The sequence below is a fragment of the Bradyrhizobium sp. CCGUVB1N3 genome, from assembly GCF_024199925.1.
Classification (GTDB): Bacteria; Pseudomonadota; Alphaproteobacteria; order Rhizobiales; family Xanthobacteraceae; genus Bradyrhizobium.
Map to the genome: position 1 here is coordinate 4937328 of NZ_JANADR010000001.1, position 18578 is coordinate 4955905.

At 64.5% G+C, this 18578-nt stretch carries 14 protein-coding genes; 5 read left to right on the forward strand and 9 right to left on the reverse strand.

Annotated features, from left to right (window positions below; translation table 11 throughout):
- Position 1: 1 nt before the first annotated feature.
- The 4 genes from NLM33_RS23580 to NLM33_RS23595 all read right to left on the reverse strand — a co-directional run bounded on the left by NLM33_RS23580 (position 2) and on the right by NLM33_RS23595 (position 7450).
- Positions 2 to 916, reverse strand: coding sequence for a 2-dehydro-3-deoxygalactonokinase (locus NLM33_RS23580; protein WP_254099195.1), 915 nt, complete (start codon positions 914 to 916; stop codon positions 2 to 4).
- A 99-nt stretch (positions 917 to 1015) separates the two neighbouring features.
- Entirely contained in the window at positions 1016 to 4321 is a 3306-nt protein-coding gene (locus NLM33_RS23585; protein WP_254099197.1) for a carboxyl transferase domain-containing protein, read from the reverse strand.
- A gap of 290 nt (positions 4322 to 4611) precedes the next feature.
- Positions 4612 to 6291, reverse strand: coding sequence for a methyl-accepting chemotaxis protein (locus NLM33_RS23590; protein WP_254099199.1), 1680 nt, complete (start codon positions 6289 to 6291; stop codon positions 4612 to 4614).
- Positions 6292 to 6427: 136 nt separating this feature from the next.
- The gene (locus NLM33_RS23595) at positions 6428 to 7450 is read right to left on the reverse strand and encodes an AraC family transcriptional regulator (protein ID WP_254099201.1); all 1023 of its coding nucleotides are present in this window, start codon (positions 7448 to 7450) and stop codon (positions 6428 to 6430) included.
- 255 nt (positions 7451 to 7705) lie between these two features.
- Between NLM33_RS23595 and NLM33_RS23600 the strand changes: the two genes are divergently transcribed.
- Complete coding sequence (locus NLM33_RS23600) at positions 7706 to 9721, forward strand: glycogen-debranching protein (protein ID WP_254099203.1); 2016 nt, start codon at positions 7706 to 7708, stop codon at positions 9719 to 9721.
- Positions 9722 to 9735: 14 nt separating this feature from the next.
- Here NLM33_RS23600 and NLM33_RS23605 read toward each other — a convergent pair whose 3' ends face one another.
- The 4 genes from NLM33_RS23605 to NLM33_RS23620 form a co-directional block, all read right to left on the reverse strand.
- Positions 9736 to 10626, reverse strand: a complete 891-nt coding sequence (locus NLM33_RS23605; protein WP_254099205.1) for a hypothetical protein — start codon at positions 10624 to 10626, stop codon at positions 9736 to 9738.
- 372 nt (positions 10627 to 10998) lie between these two features.
- Positions 10999 to 11241, reverse strand: a complete 243-nt coding sequence (locus NLM33_RS23610; protein ID WP_254099206.1) for a GCG_CRPN prefix-to-repeats domain-containing protein — start codon at positions 11239 to 11241, stop codon at positions 10999 to 11001.
- Between the two features lie 97 nt (positions 11242 to 11338).
- Positions 11339 to 12208, reverse strand: coding sequence for a DUF1989 domain-containing protein (locus tag NLM33_RS23615; RefSeq protein ID WP_254099208.1), 870 nt, complete (start codon positions 12206 to 12208; stop codon positions 11339 to 11341).
- A gap of 73 nt (positions 12209 to 12281) precedes the next feature.
- On the reverse strand, positions 12282 to 13550 hold the full coding sequence (locus NLM33_RS23620) for a serine hydrolase (RefSeq protein WP_254099210.1): 1269 nt from the start codon (positions 13548 to 13550) through the stop codon (positions 12282 to 12284).
- 117 nt (positions 13551 to 13667) lie between these two features.
- Between NLM33_RS23620 and NLM33_RS23625 the strand changes: the two genes are divergently transcribed.
- The 4 genes from NLM33_RS23625 to NLM33_RS23640 all read left to right on the forward strand — a co-directional run bounded on the left by NLM33_RS23625 (position 13668) and on the right by NLM33_RS23640 (position 17368).
- Positions 13668 to 14612 (forward strand): AEC family transporter, encoded by a 945-nt coding sequence (locus tag NLM33_RS23625; protein ID WP_254099212.1) that lies wholly within the window; start codon positions 13668 to 13670, stop codon positions 14610 to 14612.
- 335 nt (positions 14613 to 14947) lie between these two features.
- The gene (locus NLM33_RS23630; protein ID WP_254099214.1) at positions 14948 to 15343 is read left to right on the forward strand and encodes a GFA family protein; all 396 of its coding nucleotides are present in this window, start codon (positions 14948 to 14950) and stop codon (positions 15341 to 15343) included.
- A 297-nt stretch (positions 15344 to 15640) separates the two neighbouring features.
- Positions 15641 to 16720, forward strand: a complete 1080-nt coding sequence (locus tag NLM33_RS23635; protein ID WP_254099216.1) for a hypothetical protein — start codon at positions 15641 to 15643, stop codon at positions 16718 to 16720.
- A gap of 270 nt (positions 16721 to 16990) precedes the next feature.
- Positions 16991 to 17368, forward strand: coding sequence for a hypothetical protein (locus NLM33_RS23640; RefSeq protein ID WP_254099218.1), 378 nt, complete (start codon positions 16991 to 16993; stop codon positions 17366 to 17368).
- Between the two features lie 119 nt (positions 17369 to 17487).
- On the opposite strand, the gene NLM33_RS23645 is transcribed toward NLM33_RS23640, so the two are convergent.
- Positions 17488 to 18555 (reverse strand): hydroxyacid dehydrogenase, encoded by a 1068-nt coding sequence (locus tag NLM33_RS23645; RefSeq protein WP_254099221.1) that lies wholly within the window; start codon positions 18553 to 18555, stop codon positions 17488 to 17490.
- Between the last annotated feature and the right edge of the window lie 23 nt (positions 18556 to 18578).

Below are 18578 nucleotides of genomic sequence, written 5' to 3' on the forward strand. Positions count from 1 at the left end.
TCTATCTCGTCCAGATGGCGCGCGCCGCCATCGCAAGGCCGCGGCGCACCGCCTCGTCGGCGTCGATCGGCTCGACCGCCACCGCGAGTGTTTCAAACGCCAGCCGATACAGCATTTCCAGCCGCCCCGATGCAACCAGCCTGATGCCGCTTTGCGGCCAGCCGTGTGCGAGCCCCGCCGCGAGCTCGATCCCGATCAGGGTGCCCGAGATGGTTTCGCGCGCCGCGGCCGGCGTGCCGCCGAACAGGAGCTGCCGCGACCGTACCTGGAACAGGAGGTTGGCTGCGGATGCCGGGGTCTTGAACCCAGCCGCAACCGCTGACCTGAACGCCTCGCGGTCTTCCAAGTCATCGGCCCCAGTGACAGCGTGCGAGAGGATCGTCTCGCGCGAGACGACGCTGAAGAGCTCGCCTGTCATGAAGGTGGCAAAACGCGCGACCGTTCCGCCGCTGACGCTGACCCATTTCGAATGCGTGCCGGGCATGCAGACCAGCGCCTCGCCGGCTGCATCGAGACCAAGCACACCGAGCAACTGGGTCTCCTCGCCTCGCATCACATCCGGCGCGCCGGCGTCACGCTGCGCAATTCCCGGCAGAATGCGGATGTCGCGCGACTGTCCGGCGACCGGTACCGCGCGCGCCAGGATCGCAGCGAGCGGCGCCGGGGTATCGACATAGCCGGCTTCGACCCAGCCCTGGCGGGCCCCGGCCATGCCGCAGATCAGCACCGGCAGCTCGCTTCCCGCTCCGACCGCATCCAGATGCGATTGCAGCACGGTGGCAAAACCGGTCTTGGCCGCCGCCATCATGCCTTCGCTGCTGCGGCGCTCGGCCAGAACCCGGCCGTCACGGTCGATGAGCCAGAGCCGGAAGCTCGTGGTGCCCCAATCCACCGCGGCATAGGCAGCTTCCGTCATGATACCCCACGTCCTCCGATTTGATCGTCTGGCCCTGACATGACGGCTCGTTGAGGCGGCGTCAATCGGGAACCGGCACGCTGGCGTTGCTTCGCCTGCTCACCAGGCATCGATGCAGGGGCGTTTCTTGGAGGTGCGCTCTGGGGGCTTCGGTACGGAGCGCAGGCCCGCCATGATCCAGCGCCGCGTCTCGGCGGGATCGATGACGTTGTCGATTTCGAACACCGAGGCGATCGAGACAGCCTTGCCGTTGGCATAGAGCTCGGCGACCTTGTTGCGATAATAGGTCTCGCGCTCGACCGGGTCGGCGATCGCCTCCATCTCCTTGCGGAAGCCGAGCCTCACATACCCTTCGAGGCCCATGCCGCCGAACTCGCCGGTCGGCCAGGCCGCAGTGAAGAAGGAGGCGTGGAAGCCGCCGCCGATCATCGACTGTGCGCCGAGGCCATAACCTTTGCGCAGCACGATGCCGAACAGCGGCACGGTGAGGCTCGCACCCGTGACGAACATGCGGGATACGTGGCGCACGATCGCGGTCTTCTCCGCTTCCGGCCCGACCATGAAGCCGGGCGTATCGCAGAGCGAGACGACGGGTAAATCGAAGGCGTCGCAGAGCTGGAGGAAGCGCGCTGCCTTGTCGCCGGCATCCGCATCGATCGCGCCACCGAGATGGCGGGGATTGTTGGCGATCAGGCCGAACGGCTTGCCTTCGATGCGGATGAAGGCGGTGATCATGCCGACGCCGTAGTCGCGGCGGAGCTCGAGCACGGAGTCGGTGTCTGCGATCAGATCGATCACGGTGCGGATGTCGTAGACGCGCAGACGGTTCTCGGGGATCGCACGGCGCAAGAGACGCTGATCGGCCGCTTGCCATTCGCCCACCGCCCCCTGGAAGTAGGACAGGTATTTCTGCGCAACCCGCGTCGCCTCCTCCTCGTCCTCGACAAGGATGTCGATGACGCCGTTCGGGGACTGGAACGAGACCGGACCGACCTCGGCGGGATGATAGACGCCAAGACCACCGCCTTCGATCATGGCCGGACCGCCCATGCCGATCGAGGCGTTCCTGGTGGCGATAATCACGTCGCAGCAACCGAGCATCGCCGCGTTGCCGGCAAAACAATAGCCGGAGACGACGCCGACCACCGGCACGAGGCCGGAGAGCTTGGCGAATTGCAGGAACGACGGGCCGTCGAGACCGGTCATGCCGAGACGGTCGGTGTCGCCCGGCCGGCCGCCGCCACCTTCGGCGTAAAACACCAGCGGCATGCGCCATTGCTCGGCCAGCGTCAGCATGCGGTCGATCTTCTTGTGGTTCATGTGGCCTTGCGTGCCGGCGAGCACGGTGTAGTCATAGGCGACCACCATACAGCGCGCATCATCGGGGCCGAACTTGTCCGCATTGACCGTGGCGACGCCGGTGATGAGACCGTCCGCAGGGGTGTTCTTGATGAGGTCGTCGAGCTTGCGGCGGCGACGCTGCGCGGCGATGGCAAGGCTGCCATATTCCATGAAGGAGCCGTCATCGACGAGCTGCGCAACGTTCTCGCGCGCCGTGCGCTGATTGGTGTTGCGGCGGCGCTCGACGGACGCCGGGCGATTTTCGTCGCGCGTGTTGGCCTGGCGCGAAAACGTCTCGGCGAGATCGGGGCGGATGTGATCGAGATCGATCACGGCTTCCTTGGCCGCGCTGTCGGCTGCGACGTCGAGCGGCTCGAGATAGAGGATCGGCTCGCCATGCAGCAGCGTGACGCCGTCGCCGGCCACGAGCTTCGTCACCCGGCCGCCCTGCTCGGCCATCACCAGGTGCTCCATCTTCATGGACTCGATCACGGCGAGCTGCTGGCCGGGACGCACGATCTCGCCCTCTTTGACCTGGATCGTGACCACGGTGCCCTGCAAGGGCGCCGCGACCATCACCGTTCCCTCCGGCACCTCCTGCACGGCATGCGATTGCGCCGCGTGATCGCCGGGCTTTTCGCTCGCGGCGAAGAACAGCGGCCGCGCCGCGCCGTCGGCGGCCTCCACGAGTTTGCCGACGTTGCGATCGATGAAGTCGGTCGCGATACGATTGGTCTTGAAGTCGGGATGGGCCAGCACCGCCTGGAGGAAGGGGATGTTGGTGACGACGCCATCGATGCGGAATTCACGCAAGGCGCGCGAGGCCTTCGCGACCACGTCGTGCCAGGCCTCGCCCGGCGTATGGACGATGACCTTGGCCAGCAGCGAGTCGAAGGCAGCGCTGGTCTTGTAGCCGGCATAGCCAAAGCTGTCGACGCGCACCCCGGGGCCCGACGGCGGCTCGAACACGGCAAGCACGCCGCCGGTCGGATGCGTGGTCCCAAGCTCGTCCAGCGTCTCCATGTTGACGCGGAGCTGCATGGCATGGCCGCGCGGCTTCGGGATCGAAGCCTGGTCGAGATCTAGAGAAGCCAGCGAGCTACCTGAGGCGACCGCGAGCTGGGCCCGGACGAGATCGACGCCGAGCACCTCTTCCGTCACGGTGTGCTCGACCTGAAGCCGCGGATTGGCCTCGATGAAGGCGAAGCTGTCTTCAGCGGCGCCATCGACCAGGAACTCGAAGGTGCCGAGATTGTCGTAAGCCGCGTGCGAGGCGAGCTGCTTCGCCGCGTCGATGATGCGGCCGCGCAAGCCGTCGCTGAGCGAGGGGCTGGGCGCCACCTCGATCAGCTTCTGGTGGCGGCGCTGGACGGTGCATTCGCGCTCCCAGAGATGGCTGATCGCGCCATGATGGTCGCCGATGATCTGCACCTCGATGTGGCGCGCCTTGCGGATCAGGCGCTCGGCATAGACGCCGTCAAAGCCGAAGGCTGCCTTCGCTTCAGACTGGCAGCGCGCATAGGCTTCCGCCAAATCCGCAGCCTTCTCCACGACGCGCATGCCGCGGCCGCCGCCACCGGCCATCGCCTTGATCACGACCGCGGCAGACTTGCCGAGGGACTCGAAGAACGCCTGGATCTCGCCAAGCGAGGACGGCCCGCTGGTGCCGGCGATGATCGGCACGCCGCAGCGCCTGGCCAACTGACGCGCCGCGACCTTGTCGCCGAACAGCTCGAGCGCAGTGACCTTCGGCCCGACGAAGGCGATGCCGTCAGTCGCGCAGGCCTTGGCGAAGTCCGCGTTCTCGCTGAGGAAGCCATAGCCGGGATGCACAGCGTCGCAGCCCGCCGCCTTCGCCGTCTTCACCACGCCTTCGATGTCGAGATAGGCCCGCGCGCCGCGGCCGGGAATTTCGATCGCCTCGTCGGCGACCCGGACATGCAGCGACAGCGCATCATCGGCCGGAAAGATCGCCACCGTCGCAATGCCGGCATCCGCAGCGGCCCGCGCGATGCGGATGGCGATCTCGCCGCGATTGGCGATCAGAAGCTTTCGGAACGACATTGAGCGGGCCTCCATGCACCGCCTGTTTGCAGCGGGCATGGAAGGACGTCAACGACAAGCGGGGGTGGAGTCAAGGGTGACGCGTGTTATGGCGCGCGCCGGTGCCACGAGGCGGAATTCTTCACCTCGCCCCGCTTGAGGGGAGAGGTCGGATCGCATCGTCAGATGCGATCCGGGTGAGGGGGAGTCTCCGCGAGCTCATTCCTCACCGTCATGGCGGATAGAGCCCCTCACCCCACCCTCTCCCCGTAAGAACGGGGAGAGGGTGGGGATAGACCGGAGATAAAGGTTCACGCCGCCCTTACGCCGGCGACGAAGGTCGTCACCTCGTGCTGCAGCGCCTGCAGCTTCTGCGTCAGCCGGCCGCTCGATTGCAGCACCTGACCTGCGGCATGGCCGGTCTCGGAGGTTGCCTCCGTGACGCCGGAGATGTTTTGCGAGACCTGGTTGGTGCCCGACGCGGCGTCCTGCACGCTGCGGGCGATGGCTTGCGTCGCGGCGCCCTGCTCTTCCACGGCCGCTGCGATCGAGGAGGAAATCTCGTTCACCTCCATGATGGTGGTGCGGATGCTCTGGATGTTGCCGACCACCTGATCGGTCTCGGCCTGGATCGCCGAAATCTGCGCACCGATCTCGTCGGTTGCCTTCGCGGTCTGGCTCGCCAGCGACTTCACCTCGCTTGCGACCACGGCAAAGCCCTTGCCGGCTTCGCCGGCGCGCGCCGCTTCGATGGTGGCGTTAAGCGCGAGCAGGTTGGTCTGTGAGGCGATCTGGTTGATGAGGTCGATGACCTCACCGATCTTGTGGGCCGCCTGAGCCAGCCCCTGCACGGTGTCGTTGGTGCGCTGGCCGTCGGCCGCCGCCTTGTCGGCGACTTGCGCGGCCTGCGCGACACGCTGGCTGATCTCCGTGATCGACGACGAAAGCTCGCCGGCGGCGGAAGCCACGGTCTGCACGTTGCTCGAAGCCTGCTGGCAGGCATCGGCGACGATGCTCGCGCGCGCGCTCGCCTTGTCGGCGGTTTCCGACATGCCTTGCGCCGCCTGCTGCATCTGTTGCGCCTCGTTGAAGACGTCGCGGACCACGGCCTGGACACTGGCCTCGAACTTGCCGGCGAGATCGACCATCACCTTGCGCTTCTCGGCGTCCGACTTCTGCTTCAGCTCCTGCTGCTCGGCATGCATCTGGTGCACGGCCGCGGCATTGTCCTTGAACACGGCGAGCGCCTTGGCCAGCCCGCCCACTTCGCCACGGCGGCCGGTATAAGGCACCTCGAACGCGCTGTCGCCGGCGGCAAGCCGCTCCGTGAGCGCAGTGATGTTCGCGAGCGGCTTGGTGACGCTGCGGCCGATCAGGAAGGAGGCGACGAGAACCAGCGCGAAGACGGCAAGACACACCCATGCGAACGTCATCGCGGTCTGGCGGAACACGGCGTCGACGTCGTCGAGATAAATTCCGGTGCCGATGATCCAGTCCCACGGCGCAAAGCCCTTCACATAGGAAATCTTCGCCACCGGTTGCTCGAAGCCGGGCTTGGGCCAGAGATAGCTGTAGAAGCCCGCGCCCTGCCCCTTCACGACGTTGACGAAGCCCATGAACAGCGCGTTGCCAGCAGGATCCTTCATGCCGGAGAGATCCTTGCCGTCGAGCTCGGGCTTGATCGGATGCATGACCATTTTCGGAGCCATGTCGTTGATCCAGAAATACTCGACCTTGTCGTAGCGCAGGCTCTTGATCTCGGCCTGGGCGGCGGCCTGCGCCTGCTCGCGCGTCAGCTTCCCTTCGCTCTCCAGCTTCTGGTAGTGCGACAGAATGCCATAGCCGACGTCGACCATCTGCTGGGTCTTGGCCTGGCGGTCGGCGACCATCTGCGCACGCATGGTGTAAAGCGCGATCGGCGCCAGCACGATCATTCCGAGGAGGCTGATGGCGACGATCAGAACAAGCTTGAAGCTGATGCGGGAAAACATCTTGGTGCTCGCATGAATTGGCAGAATGCTGAAACGCCAATTTATCCCGAACCGCTTAGCAAATATTTAAGCATTCGGGCTCCATCGCGCGTCACCAAAGCGCGGATCGCGCTTTAGGCTATTGTTTGAGCATGATCTATGTCGCCGGCACCCCGTGCAGGAGACGATTGCGATATTCCCCCGGCGAGGCCTTGAACCAGCGCCGGCAGGCCCGGAAAAAGCTGCTCTGGTCGGCGAAGCCGAGGAGATAAGCTGCCTGCCCGAGCGACAAATGCAGCCGACCGAGATATTGGTCCGCCAGTTCCCGCCGCGTATCGTCCAGAAGCTGCACGAACGAGGTCGCTTCCTCTTCCAGCCGCCGCTGCAAGGTGCGCTCGCTCATGCAGAGCTCGACCGCGACATCGTCTCGCCGCGGCTCACCGTCGGGAAGCCGCCGCACGATCGCCTCCCGCACGCGAAAGCTCGTCTGTGCGTGATCGAAGTGGCGCAGATATTCGCCGGCATAACGCTCGTGCAGCTCGGCGAGTTGCGGATTGAAAGTCGGCAGCGCCAGGTCCATGTCGCGGCGCGCCAGCGCGACGCTGTTGCGCTCGGCGTTGAACGTGACCGGGCAGCGGAACGCGGCGTGATAGGGCGAGATATCCGCGGGCGCGGGATAGGTCAGCGCGATGGCACGCGGATTGACCTCGCTGCGCGCGATCCAGCGGCAGAAGCCGATCACGGTGACGAAGATGAACTCGATGCGCTGACGCGGGACCGGCCGGCTGCCGCCGAACAGCACGAAATCGATGCGACAGCAATCGCTCTCCTCCGTCATGCTCATGGTCAGCGCGTCGCTGAGGATGAGCAGATAACGGTTCAGCCGCTCGAAGGCACCGCGCAGATCGGCGCATGACATCATGGTGTAGCCGACCACGTCGAATGCCGCCGGACGCGCGACCTGGTGCTGCGCAAGCGATAACGCCGGATTTTTCGACCGTTCGACCGCGAGTTCCCAGAGGTGGCTGATCTTCTCGGTGGCGAGCCTTGCGCTCGGACCTTCCAGCTCCTGCGGATCGATGCCGGCGGCCGCAAACAGGCTCGCGACATCCAGCCCCTCGGCGGCGAGCAATTCAGCGATGCTCCGCACCCAGACCGCGGCGGTCGTCCGCTTCGACATCCCCAACGCTCCTCCAGCGCTTGTTGGTTGATTGGCGCCGCAACTGCCGACGCGCCCCGGCCGCCTGTCTCGGAATATGACACGAAACGGCTGGCCGTGCCACTGAAGCAACGCTTCGCGCGGTCGAACCTGAAGCGAGCACGCGCCGTTACCCTGCAGTCTCGACATTGTCATTCCCGTGGGCTCTTATCTCCGCACGACGCCATCTTGATGTGAACATGGAGCCTGCCGCAGGCGGGCGTATTGGAGATCGCCATGGCGGATCTGGAAGGCACCGAGGGCATGCCATGGCCGCTCGGCTGTTCCCGCAATGAGGCGGACCAGAGCTGCAACTTCGCGCTCTATTCCAAGCACGCGACCGCGGTCACGCTCCTGCTCTATCGTTATGGCGAGTTCGCGACGCCGCTTCGCGTCCTCCCCTTCTCGTTTCCGGCCAACAAGACCGGCCGTGTCTGGCACATGCGGGTGTCATCAGACGCGGTCGCAGACGCAAGATATTACGCGTATCAGGTCGATGGTCCTTTCGATCCCGGCAACGGGCAGCGCTTCGATCGCGACAAGATCCTGCTCGATCCCTATGCGATGGGCGTGCTCTTCCCTCCCGCATTCAGCCGCGATGCCGCGATGGCCGCCGGATCGAACGCGGGCAAGGCGCCGCTCGGCCTGCTCGCCGATGGCGCGACAGCCCCGCCTCCGGACCGGCCGTCGGCACCACGCCATGACCACGAGCTGATCATCTATGAAATGCATGTGCGCGGCTTCACGCGGCGAGCCAATTCGAATGTCGCTGTGGAGCAGTGCGGCACCTTTGCCGGTATCGTCGCAAAAATCCCGTATTTGAAGGAGCTCGGCATCACCGCTGTCGAGCTGATGCCCGTGCACCAGTTCGAGCCGGGGACGACCAATTACTGGGGCTACATGACGCTCAACTTCTTCTCACCGCACGCGCCCTACAACGTGGCCGGCACGCCGGAGGGTGCGCTTCGTGAATTCCGCTTCATGGTCGACGAGCTGCACAAGGCCGGCATCGAGGTGCTGCTCGACGTCGTCTACAATCACACCGCGGAGATGGGCAATGGCGGCCCGACCTATTCCTTCCGCGGCATCGACAACTCGACCTACTACGCGCTGTCGCCGACCGACTTCTCGAGCTACGTCAATTTCAGCGGATGCGGTAACGATTTGCGGACCGTGCACCCGGCACCGCGGCTGATGGTCGTCGACAGCCTGAGATATTGGGCGAACTCGATCGGCGTCGATGGCTTCCGCTTCGACCTCGCCTCGATCTTCGCCCGCAACGAGGACGGCTCGCTCAATTCCGACGATCCGCCGATCGTCGTGGAAATCTCCGGCGACCATGATCTCGCCGATATCAGGCTGATCGCAGAACCGTGGGACGCCGGCGGCGGCTACCAGATGGGCCGTGCCTTTCCAGGCCGCTCCTGGAGCCAATGGAACGATCATTTCCGCAGCACCGTCCGCGGCTTCGTCAAGGGCGATGGCGGCCTCGTCGCCGATCTGATGACGCGCCTCTACGGCAGCACCGACCTGTTTCCGGACACGCTGACTGACGCCAACCGGCGTACGCAGAGCATCAACTTCGTCGATTGCCATGACGGGCTCAATCTCTGCGATCTCGTCAGCTACACCAATAAAGACCAGCGCAGCTGGGGCTGCGGCTACGAGGGCACGAACAACGTGCCTCCCGAGGTGGCCGCGCTGAGGAAGCGGCAGGTCAAGAACTTCTGCTGCCTGCTGATGCTGTCGAACGGCGTGCCGATGTTCGTTGCGGGCGACGAGTTCATGCACAGCCAAAACGGCAATCCAAACGTCTACGACCAGGACAACGAGACCACCTGGCTCGACTGGGACCTCGCTGAAACCAACGCCGACGTGCTGCGCTTCTTCCGCATGATGATCGGCTTCCGCAAGGCCCATCCGGTGATCGCAAGGAGCACCGGCTGGGGCGCCGACTGCACGTGGCACGGCACCGACGGCGATCCCGATCTCGGCAGCGGATCGCGCTCGGTCGCGCTGCATCTGCGCGGCGCATCGACGGGCGGCGCCGACATTTTTGCGATGTTCAATGCGTATTGGGAGATGCTGAGCTTCAATCTCCCGGCGTCGTCGATCTGGAGGCGCGTGGTGGATACGGCGCTGGACAGTCCGCTCGATATCGTCGCGGAGACGAATGCGCAGCCATACATCTCCAACTCGTACAGCGTCGGCCCGCGATCGGTCGCGGTCCTCGTTTCGAGCAAAGCGGCTTAGCCGGAAGGCCGTCGCTACTTCGTCCTCTCGGCCGTGCGCGTCTCCTGCGCCGCCAATTGCACGTTGTCCGGCCTGGACGGCAGCATCGGCTCGACGACGTTGAACAGCAGGAAGTTCTTGGCCCGGTCGAGCGGCGTCCGCGGCAGGACGCGCCAGAAGCGGCCGTCCGGGGGCGCGATACAGCGGGGATTCATCGAGACGCCGTACTTCAACGCCGCGCCCGCGAACAGGCGCCCTCCCTTGTCGACGACGCTCTGATCGCTCTGGGATTCGACCGCAAGCTTCACGAGGCTCTTGATCTCGTCCGACGAAGCCTTCGCACTGGCGGTGAGCTTGTCCTGCGCGTCGCGATCAAGCTTGTATTCGGCCGTCGCCTGCAGGATCTTCTGCCCCTGGCACACATAGCCTCCGCCATGGAGATACTGCATCGCGACCTCGTTGCATTGCGGCTTGCTCATCAGCTTGGTGAAGATCTGCAAGTTCGCGCCGAGCGGAATTTCCTCGATCATGACGTCGTTCAGCGAGGCGCGCACCTTCACGACGTAGTCCTTGTCCGCGCTGCCGCTGATGACCCAGCCGAGATCGATCTTCACGCCGGTGTTGAAGCGCCCGTTGCGCTCCAGGTTTTCCTGCATCTCCCAGCTGCGCGACGATACGACCGCGCCATCGAGGTCCGCCTTGTCGGCGTGGCAGATCGCCTTGAATTCCCTCACCTCGGGGTCGACATAGTAGAGCGATCCGACCTCCATGAGATTGGACGGCGGATTGATCGGCACGAAGCCATAAGTACGCAAGGTGTCGCCCAGAGGATCCTCACCGCCGGACATGTTCCAGTAGTGCAGCGCCAGCGGAACGGCCACCGTCGCCACTGTCGCCGCGAGCGCAAACTTCGTCATGGTGCGCATGACTACCTCCCGCCATCAATGCTGGCGTCATTCGGTTGATCTGAGCCTGCTTATCGGCCGGGGCAGCAAGCCGACCCGCACGGGACATAGCCCGCGGGACAGGCGAACACCGGCGCGAGACTGCAGCTCGTTACCAAGATTGCGGCGAGCAGTCCGAGGATCCTGACGATACGCATGACGCTTCTCCCGGTCATACCGGCCCGGTCACATCCGGGCATGCGTCCCCCTCTGCGCATCAGCCTACGCGCGACACCCGTTGAGGTCGTGTGAAGTCGTTCACACCCGCGACGAAAAACCGCGCCTTCGCGAACGAGTGCAGCCACCGGGCTGCGCGCTCGGAAACGTCAATTTTCGTTTCAAAAGGAGACAGGCCTAATAGCTGATAAAGCAGGCGCGCTTGCGCGAACTCCAGGTGTAGCCGGATGGACATGGCCGCCGGGGCTGCGCGCCCGCGGGGCACTCGTTCCAGACGCGCGCGCCGCTTCCCCATCCATCGGCGGCGCAGGCCCCGGAAACGGTGGGGTGGCAGCCGGGGCCACATCCGTCAGCGGCGGTGGCAAGACCAATGCCGGCAACGGTTGCGGTGAGCAAAGCGGTGACGAAGAGCGCTCTCATGATGTCCGCCCCTTCTGGTTGTCTCCGGCCTCCAGCCGTCGGCAGGAGCAGCGGGAACCCGGAATGACGCGCAGACGGGGGCTTTGGTTCCCGGCGGTCAGTGGTTACCGGATGCGCCGTGGCCGCGCTGATAGGTGCTCGGCGACGGCCAGTTCCAGGTGCCCAGTGTCGCCCGGTCCGGCTCGAAGATCTCGATCTTGAGCGGATAGCAGGCCGCGACGTCGCTGGAATGCGTCGCGCTGCAATCGCCGCCCGGGCAGGCCGACAGCGCGCCGAGCAGATCGATCTCCGCGAAGAGCTCGATGAAATCGCCGGGACGGACCGGACTGGCCTTCATGAAATACTGGTGCGTATCCGCAGTGAAGCCGGTGCACATGAAGACATTGAGCACGTCGTGGACGTGATGCTCGACCGCACGCGCGTCCGTCTTCAGTTCGGCAGCCAGCGCGCGCGACAGGTTGGAGTGGCAGCAGAAATCGTAGGACGCGCCGCCCAGCAGCAGGTTCGTATAGGGATCGCAGCGCGTGCCGATGACGTCGTGGATGCCGGCGCCATCCGTGTCAAAACCGTACCAGCCGAGCGTATCGTGGCTGATGGTCGCCATCGGCCGCAGATGCGGCATGGTGCTCCACAGCCGGTCGCCGGCGCCGACATGCGTTGCGTGAAGCGCGCGCGTCTTGCCGCTGAAGAAGCGCTCGGAGAGATCGTGGGCGTTCCAGAGATTGAGATCGCCCACCTGCGGGCCTTCGATGCTGACGATGCGGAAGAACTGGCCGCGCAAGACGCGAAACGCGCGGGCATCGCGCGGCGGCACCACGATCTCCTGCGTCTTGACCATCGTGCTCCGCGCGGCTTCCAGCACGGTCATGTCGGGCTTTGGCATGGTGCCTGCGGGATAGACAACAGTCGGCTTGGCCGCCCGGCGTGAGGCTGCGTCGGCGGGGGCAGGTGGGATTTTGGGAGACATGAGTGACCTCAAGGTGAGCGCAGAGCGCGATCGCGCCTGCAGATCATGCCGCAAGCTCCTGCGCCATAAAAGATCAGGACCGCCGCAACGCGCGGTAAACCCCGTGCTCGAATTGGCGATAGGCGTTGAGAGCTTCGCGGTCCGCGAAGGGCAGGATTTGCATCATGATGACGCCCGCAAGGCGCTTCGCCGGATCGATCCAGTAGTAGGTGTTGAACAGGCCGGCCCAGGTCAGGCTGCCGGCGCTTCGGCCATCCGGGACGGGATCGAGATTGATCATATTGCCCAGCCCCCATCGCAGATGAGTGCCCGGAAAGAAGTTCACGTCGTTCGACAGGGCCGGATTGGTCGTCTTGAGGATTCCGGCCTCGAGAGGTCCGATCTGGTTTTCGGACATCAACGCAACCGTCGCCGGCTGAAGGATGCGGTTGCCGCGCAGGCTGCCGCCGTTGAGCAGCGCCTGTAGCACGGCCAGGTAATCGGACGCGGTGGAATAGATGCCGCCTCCACCCAGAAACACCTTGCTCCCGCCCGGCTTTTCCAGCGGCTGCACCAGAAGCTTGCCTTCCGCATCCCGCACGAACAGGCTCGCCTCTCGCGCGCGCTGCTTGTCATCGAGCGCGACGACGGTGTCGTTCATGCCGAGCGGACCCGTGATGCGGTCGCGGAAGTAGCGCTCGAGCGGCTCGCCGCTCGCGATCTCCACCATCCGGCCGACACGGTCGAGACTGCCGCCATAGGCCCATCTTGCACCGGGCTCGAACATCAGCGGCATGCGCGGCAGGTTCGGCTTGCCGCGCGCGACCTTGAGATAGCGGGCGACCTTCGGATCCCAGAGCAGATAGCTGAAGCCGGAGGTGTGCGACAACAGATGGCGCAACGTCAGCGGCCTTTCGGGAGGATGCAGTTGCGGGGCACCCTTCGCATCGAAGCCGGCGAGCACCTGGACCTCTGCCAGCGCCGGATCGATATTGGCGGCCGGCTCGTCCAGATGCAGCCTGCCCTGCTCCACGAGCTGCAGCGCGGCGACCGATGTCAGCAATTTGACCATCGAGGCGATGCGAAAGATCGTATCGGTCGACATGCGCGAGGCGGCATCGCCGTTGCGCAGGCCGAAGGCGCCCTCGTAGAGCACCGACTGCTCGTTCGCGGCCATCGCCACCACGCCGGGAATCTTCTGCGCGCCGACGCTGGCCGACAATGCGCCATCGATCTCCCGGCTGCGCAGCGGCGCCAGCGACGATGCGGCCCGGCCGGGCACGGGAATGGCGGCGGCCATGCTTGCGGCCGCAAGCCCGACGGTTTGCTTGAGCGCATCACGCCGGCTGAGCGGACCCCACATGAGGTTTCCTGGAAGCTGATCCGGATTCTGATCTAGTATAACCCAGACAACCCCGGGTCGCATGCCCCGAGGTGACTCGACGGGGCTGATCAGGGCATCAGCCGAGGGGGAACCAGGATGCAAGTCGCCGGCCTCGTGCTTCCCGTATTTGCCATCATCGTCACCGGCTGGCTCGCCGGTTGGCTCGGCTACATCTCGCGGTCGCTGGCCGACGGCCTGGTGCATTTCGCCTATAACGTGGCGATGCCGGCGCTGCTGGTCGTCACCATCGCGCAGGAGCCGGCGAGCAATTTGCTGGAATGGCGCTTCCTGTTCGCCTTCGGCGGCGGATCGATGCTGTGCTTCGCGCTGGTCTTTCTCGTCGTTCGCATGGCTCTGGGGCGCGACCTCGCCTCCAGCACGATGCAGGGCATGACCGCGGCGATGACCAATACCGGCTTCGTGGCGCTGCCGGTCCTGCACTCGATCTATGGACAGCCGGCCGTGCTGCCCGCGGCCATCGCGACCGTGTTCGTCGCCGCGGTGATGTTCCCGGTGACCGTCATCCTGCTCGAGAGCGGCGGCCGCGACGCGGCTGGTGCTGCGCACCCCTCCGCACTCGCAAAGCAGATCCTGCTCAACCCGATGGTCCTTTCGACCCTGATCGGTCTTGCCTGGGCGATCACGGGCCTGCCGATTCCCGGTCCACTCAAGGCCTATCTGAACATCTTTGCGGCCGCGCTCACGCCGTGCGCTCTGTTCGCTATCGGGCTCGGCCTCTCGATCGAAGGCGTGCGCGCGAACCTCAAGGCGTCGCTCGTGCTCGCGACCGTCAAGCTCGTGCTCATGCCGCTGCTCGTGTACGGACTGTGCGTGGCCTCGAACCTCAACCCCTTCTACACGATTGCCGCCGTCATCTGCGCCGCCGTGCCGACGGCGAAGACGGCGTACATCCTGGCCGGCGCCTACAAGGTGGAGCATTCGCTGGTCGCGGCCACGGTCTCGATCACGACTCTGCTGTCGGTCGCAACGCTGTTAGGCTGGCTCTACGCGCTGCAAGGCCTTGCGGCCAAAGCGGGCTAGCTGTGGACGCGGCGCTGTTTTTTTTCGCGGAGCCTTCCTGTCACCTTCCGGGAGGACAGAACAAAATGTCGAAAACAACCCCATGCAAAGTAGCCGACGGTGCCCGAAGCATGCATTGCTGATTTTACGAAATGAACTTGACACGTCGGGCAAATCACCTGCAATATGCCATCATCGCACGACCGACTTGATCGACCGACGCTCCCCCACCCTTAGGCCGCCAACACCTCTCGCGCCGTTGCTGCGAAACGTGGCGGAAACGCCTCGGCGCACCATCGCGGCAAACTCACTCAATTGTTCGAGCAACAACCGGTCCTGAACGGAAGGAGACGGCAATGGCGACATTCTGCGGAAGCTGCCTCTGTGGTGAAGTGGCCTTCGAGGTCGAGGGCCCGTTCGACCGTTTCCTGAACTGCCACTGCTCGCGCTGCCGGAAGGCAACCGGGTCAGCGCATTCCTGCGAGGTGATCGTGAAGACCTCCGCACTGCGATGGCTGCGCGGCGAAGCATCGGTCACACGCTACGACCTGCCGACGGCGCGAAGCTTTGCGACCGCCTTCTGCAAGATCTGCGGCAGCCCCATGCCACACCTCACCCGCAGCGGACGCGAGGCGATCATCCACGCCGGCGCATTCGACGAACCGCTCGGCGCGACCCCGGACCGGCACGTGCAGTGGGCCTCACGCGCGGAGTGGTACGTGCATGGGGAGGGGCTGGAGGTGGAGGAGTAGTTCGTTGGCGCGCTCCGCTGATCGCCCTGGAGTTGCATATCGACACAGAACAGGGTACAGGGGCGCACAGCAACTTCATTTGCAGGAGGCGATCATGCTGACGATTGCACGCTTCCCGGGTTCGATGCGCGATAGTTAGCGCGTGCCCCGGGATTTTAGTCCCGGGTGAGACCTCAAAACCCTCGACTCTTCGAATCTGAATCTGCCTGCGAACGCCTCGCGTCCGCGCGCGCGGAAACTATTGTCATGACCTCGTCTCTTGTCCTGGTCCCACGCCGGGGGGCCGGGCGTTCGAACATGCTCGAACGTCAACTCCGGAGGTACCATCCCCGCTTCGAGGGAGCGGTGCGTGCTCTGGCGATGCGCCACCCTCGCATTGCGGACCTCGCCGCGAGCTTTCCTGCGCTGCTCTTTGCGCTGGCCGTCCCGCGCGCCGGGCTCGATCCTGCGCATGCGCTTGCGCGCATCATCGACGGCTTGGCGCTAGCGGACATAGCGGCGGCGGCTGGCGTACCGATGTGGCTGCGCAAGCTGCCTCCAGAGGCGTTCGTGCGTCCGATCACGGGGCTGCCCGACGGCGAAGTGTTTCGCCGGCAGATCGCCAACCACATTCCGCGCTCACACAGGCTCGCGCCGACGTGGCTCGAGGCCGTCGCTAACGTTGCCGAGCTGGCGCATGAATCGGCGGCGGTGTGGATCGCGCGCGAATGCATCCGTGAGCCGCGGCGCATCAAGCCGGCGCGCTTGCGGCTCATCAGTCTCTGGTCGTGGTTTTCCGTCGCGCCGGCAACGTTCGGACGTGAGCTGATCGAGCGGCCGTGGGCGCCGAACATGCATATTGGTCCGGCGCTCGCGGCCGCCGACGACTGGCGATTGAAAATCGCGCTGCATGTGAACCTTGGTCCGCGCCCGATCAGCGACATGTGGCTCCACGCGGGTCACGTCGACGGGTACGATTTCCATCCGTTGAACTCGATCGCCTCGATCGCCGAAGAGGCGATCGCGATGAGGAACTGTCTTCGCACCTATGGCAACAACCTCGCCCACAATCGCTCGCCGCTCTGGAGCGTCAGGCGGAACGGAGAGCGCGTCGCGACGCTGCGCGTTGCCTGCCGCTATCGCGATCCGCTCCCCAACATCGTCGAGCTCAAGGGCGCCGGTAACAGAGATGTATCGCGGGAACTGTGGTGGGCGGCGCGCCGGTGGCTGCACACGCATGACCTGTCGAAGATCGATATGGCGGGTCGCGCATGGGGCACGGCACCGCTCGATCGCGACACCTGGCTGTCGCTCTGGCGGCCCTATTGGATCGCCAGGCGCCGCATCCCGGAATGGCTGCCGGTCGCGCCGTCGCGCGATGCTCTGGAGGCGTTGTGAGCTGCACATGGCGCTCCCTAGGGGAATCGAACCCCTGTTCAGCCTTTGCAGGCGGCGCCGCTCCCGTTCGGCTGCGGGCCATTAGCCCGGCGCGCCCTTGACTTGGATCAACCTCCGCCCCCGTAGCCAGTGTCCAAGTCATTGCTCCACGCACCTTCGGCTGAAGAGGTGTGACCAATCGTGAGGCCGCTCCTTGTTGGGGGCTTGCGTTTAGCAGGGGTGCCGGAAGAGTGATGTCCGTAACCTGATAACGCTGCGGAGAAGCCTACCATGCAGTTGTCTAAGGTCGCCGCTTTAACACTTATCGTTGACTGTCTAACCCTACTGTCCGTGTCTTCTGCGCAGGCCGCTCCTGAATGTTCCATTTCTGGGACACTAGCGGATTGGGGCGAGAATTCGACGGCCGACATTGACCTCGCGTCCGGGGGAAGTTGCCAATTTCCAATCAAAATGCGCGGCACGGTGAGTGGCTCGGACATCTCTCAAAAGCCGTCACACGGCAAGCTGAAAAGGCTCAACCCGTCTACGTTCGAATACAAGGCGAAGGCAAAATATAAGGGGAGCGACACATTTGCCATCAAAGCAACGGGTCAGGGGCCGACGGCTTCTGGCACGTCGGTAATCACCGTGCACGCGACGATGAAATAACGTCCACGGCCGCTTTACCCGCGAGTATCGGCCGTTCGAGGAAATGCCACCGGCGTCGCCTCAGATCGTCGCGCTTCTCGCATCAATCTTGGCCACATCGCCGCGCCGCCGCAAAATCATCATGCGCCTCCTGCAAGCAGCGGCGCCGGCCTGAAGGAGAACTCCGCCGCGAACCGCTCGCAGAAAGCTGGCCAAACCTCCGGATTCACGAGATGCGGCGGAACAATGCCGGAAAACAGCGCGATCCACTGCCGCGCCGCGGATGCGGCCATCTCGCGCAGCGCTTCATCGGTCATGCCGGCAATGTGCGGTGTCACGATAAGATTATCGAAAGCCAGCAGAGGATGATCGACCGGCGGAGGCTCCTTCAGGAAGACATCGAGCGCCGCACCGGCGATCGCGTTGCTGGCCAGCGCCGCAGCAAGTTCGTCCTCGCGGACAATACCACCGCGTGCCGTGCAAATCAGATAGGCCGAAGGCTTCATCACCTCGAAGATCGCGGTCCCGATCATACCGAAGGTCTCGTCATTGCGCGGGCAATGCACCGACACGAAGTCCGATAATGCAACCAGTTCGTTCAGCGAGACCTTCCTTGCTCCGTGCCTGGTGATCTCCGCCTCATCGAGATAAGGATCACAGGCCAGCACCGTCATGCCGAACAGGCCGCGGCACAATTCAGCGACGCGCTTGCCGACGAAGCCAAGACCAATCAAGCCGACGGTCTTGCCGCGAATCTCTCGGCCGATATGACCGTACCGATCAACCGTTTCGGAGCGACGCAATTGCCTGTCAGTCACCGAGATCCGCTTGGACAGCGCCAGCATGAAGCCCAGCGTGTGCTCTGCGACCGCCTCGAAGTTCGATCCGGCCTGATTGCAAACGGCGATACCGGCCCTGGTGCAGGCCGATACGTCGATCACGTCAAAGCCGGCGCCGCTGGAGAAAATCGCCAAAAGGTTGGGACAGCGCTTGATCAGGCTTGCATCGGCAAACCACGGCGTATGCATATCTCCCCGCGTCGACGCCTGATAGCCGTGGGCACGCTGCAGATTGGTCCAATTGACGTCTTCCGGATCGGAATAGCTGAGCTTCGTGAGATCTATACTGGAACAATCACCAAGCATTTGTTCGGCAACCGGATCCAACCAGCGCTCGAAGAAACTCAGTCGCGCGATATTGGTGGCCATGACGTCCTCAAAGGCAGCGACGG

Coding starts and splice junctions, on each gene's coding strand:
- NLM33_RS23590 (WP_254099199.1), bottom strand. CDS start 6,291: ATGTTTTCCCGCATCAGCTTCAAGCTTGTTCTGATCGTCGCCATCAGC.
- NLM33_RS23605 (WP_254099205.1), bottom strand. CDS start 10,626: ATGCGCACCATGACGAAGTTTGCGCTCGCGGCGACAGTGGCGACGGTG.
- NLM33_RS23625 (WP_254099212.1), top strand. CDS start 13,668: ATGCAAGTCGCCGGCCTCGTGCTTCCCGTATTTGCCATCATCGTCACC.
- NLM33_RS23595 (WP_254099201.1), bottom strand. CDS start 7,450: ATGTCGAAGCGGACGACCGCCGCGGTCTGGGTGCGGAGCATCGCTGAA.
- NLM33_RS23620 (WP_254099210.1), bottom strand. CDS start 13,550: ATGTGGGGTCCGCTCAGCCGGCGTGATGCGCTCAAGCAAACCGTCGGG.
- NLM33_RS23645 (WP_254099221.1), bottom strand. CDS start 18,555: ATGGCCACCAATATCGCGCGACTGAGTTTCTTCGAGCGCTGGTTGGAT.
- NLM33_RS23585 (WP_254099197.1), bottom strand. CDS start 4,321: ATGTCGTTCCGAAAGCTTCTGATCGCCAATCGCGGCGAGATCGCCATC.
- NLM33_RS23600 (WP_254099203.1), top strand. CDS start 7,706: ATGGCGGATCTGGAAGGCACCGAGGGCATGCCATGGCCGCTCGGCTGT.
- NLM33_RS23640 (WP_254099218.1), top strand. CDS start 16,991: ATGCAGTTGTCTAAGGTCGCCGCTTTAACACTTATCGTTGACTGTCTA.
- NLM33_RS23610 (WP_254099206.1), bottom strand. CDS start 11,241: ATGAGAGCGCTCTTCGTCACCGCTTTGCTCACCGCAACCGTTGCCGGC.
- NLM33_RS23615 (WP_254099208.1), bottom strand. CDS start 12,208: ATGTCTCCCAAAATCCCACCTGCCCCCGCCGACGCAGCCTCACGCCGG.
- NLM33_RS23630 (WP_254099214.1), top strand. CDS start 14,948: ATGGCGACATTCTGCGGAAGCTGCCTCTGTGGTGAAGTGGCCTTCGAG.
- NLM33_RS23580 (WP_254099195.1), bottom strand. CDS start 916: ATGACGGAAGCTGCCTATGCCGCGGTGGATTGGGGCACCACGAGCTTC.
- NLM33_RS23635 (WP_254099216.1), top strand. CDS start 15,641: ATGCTCGAACGTCAACTCCGGAGGTACCATCCCCGCTTCGAGGGAGCG.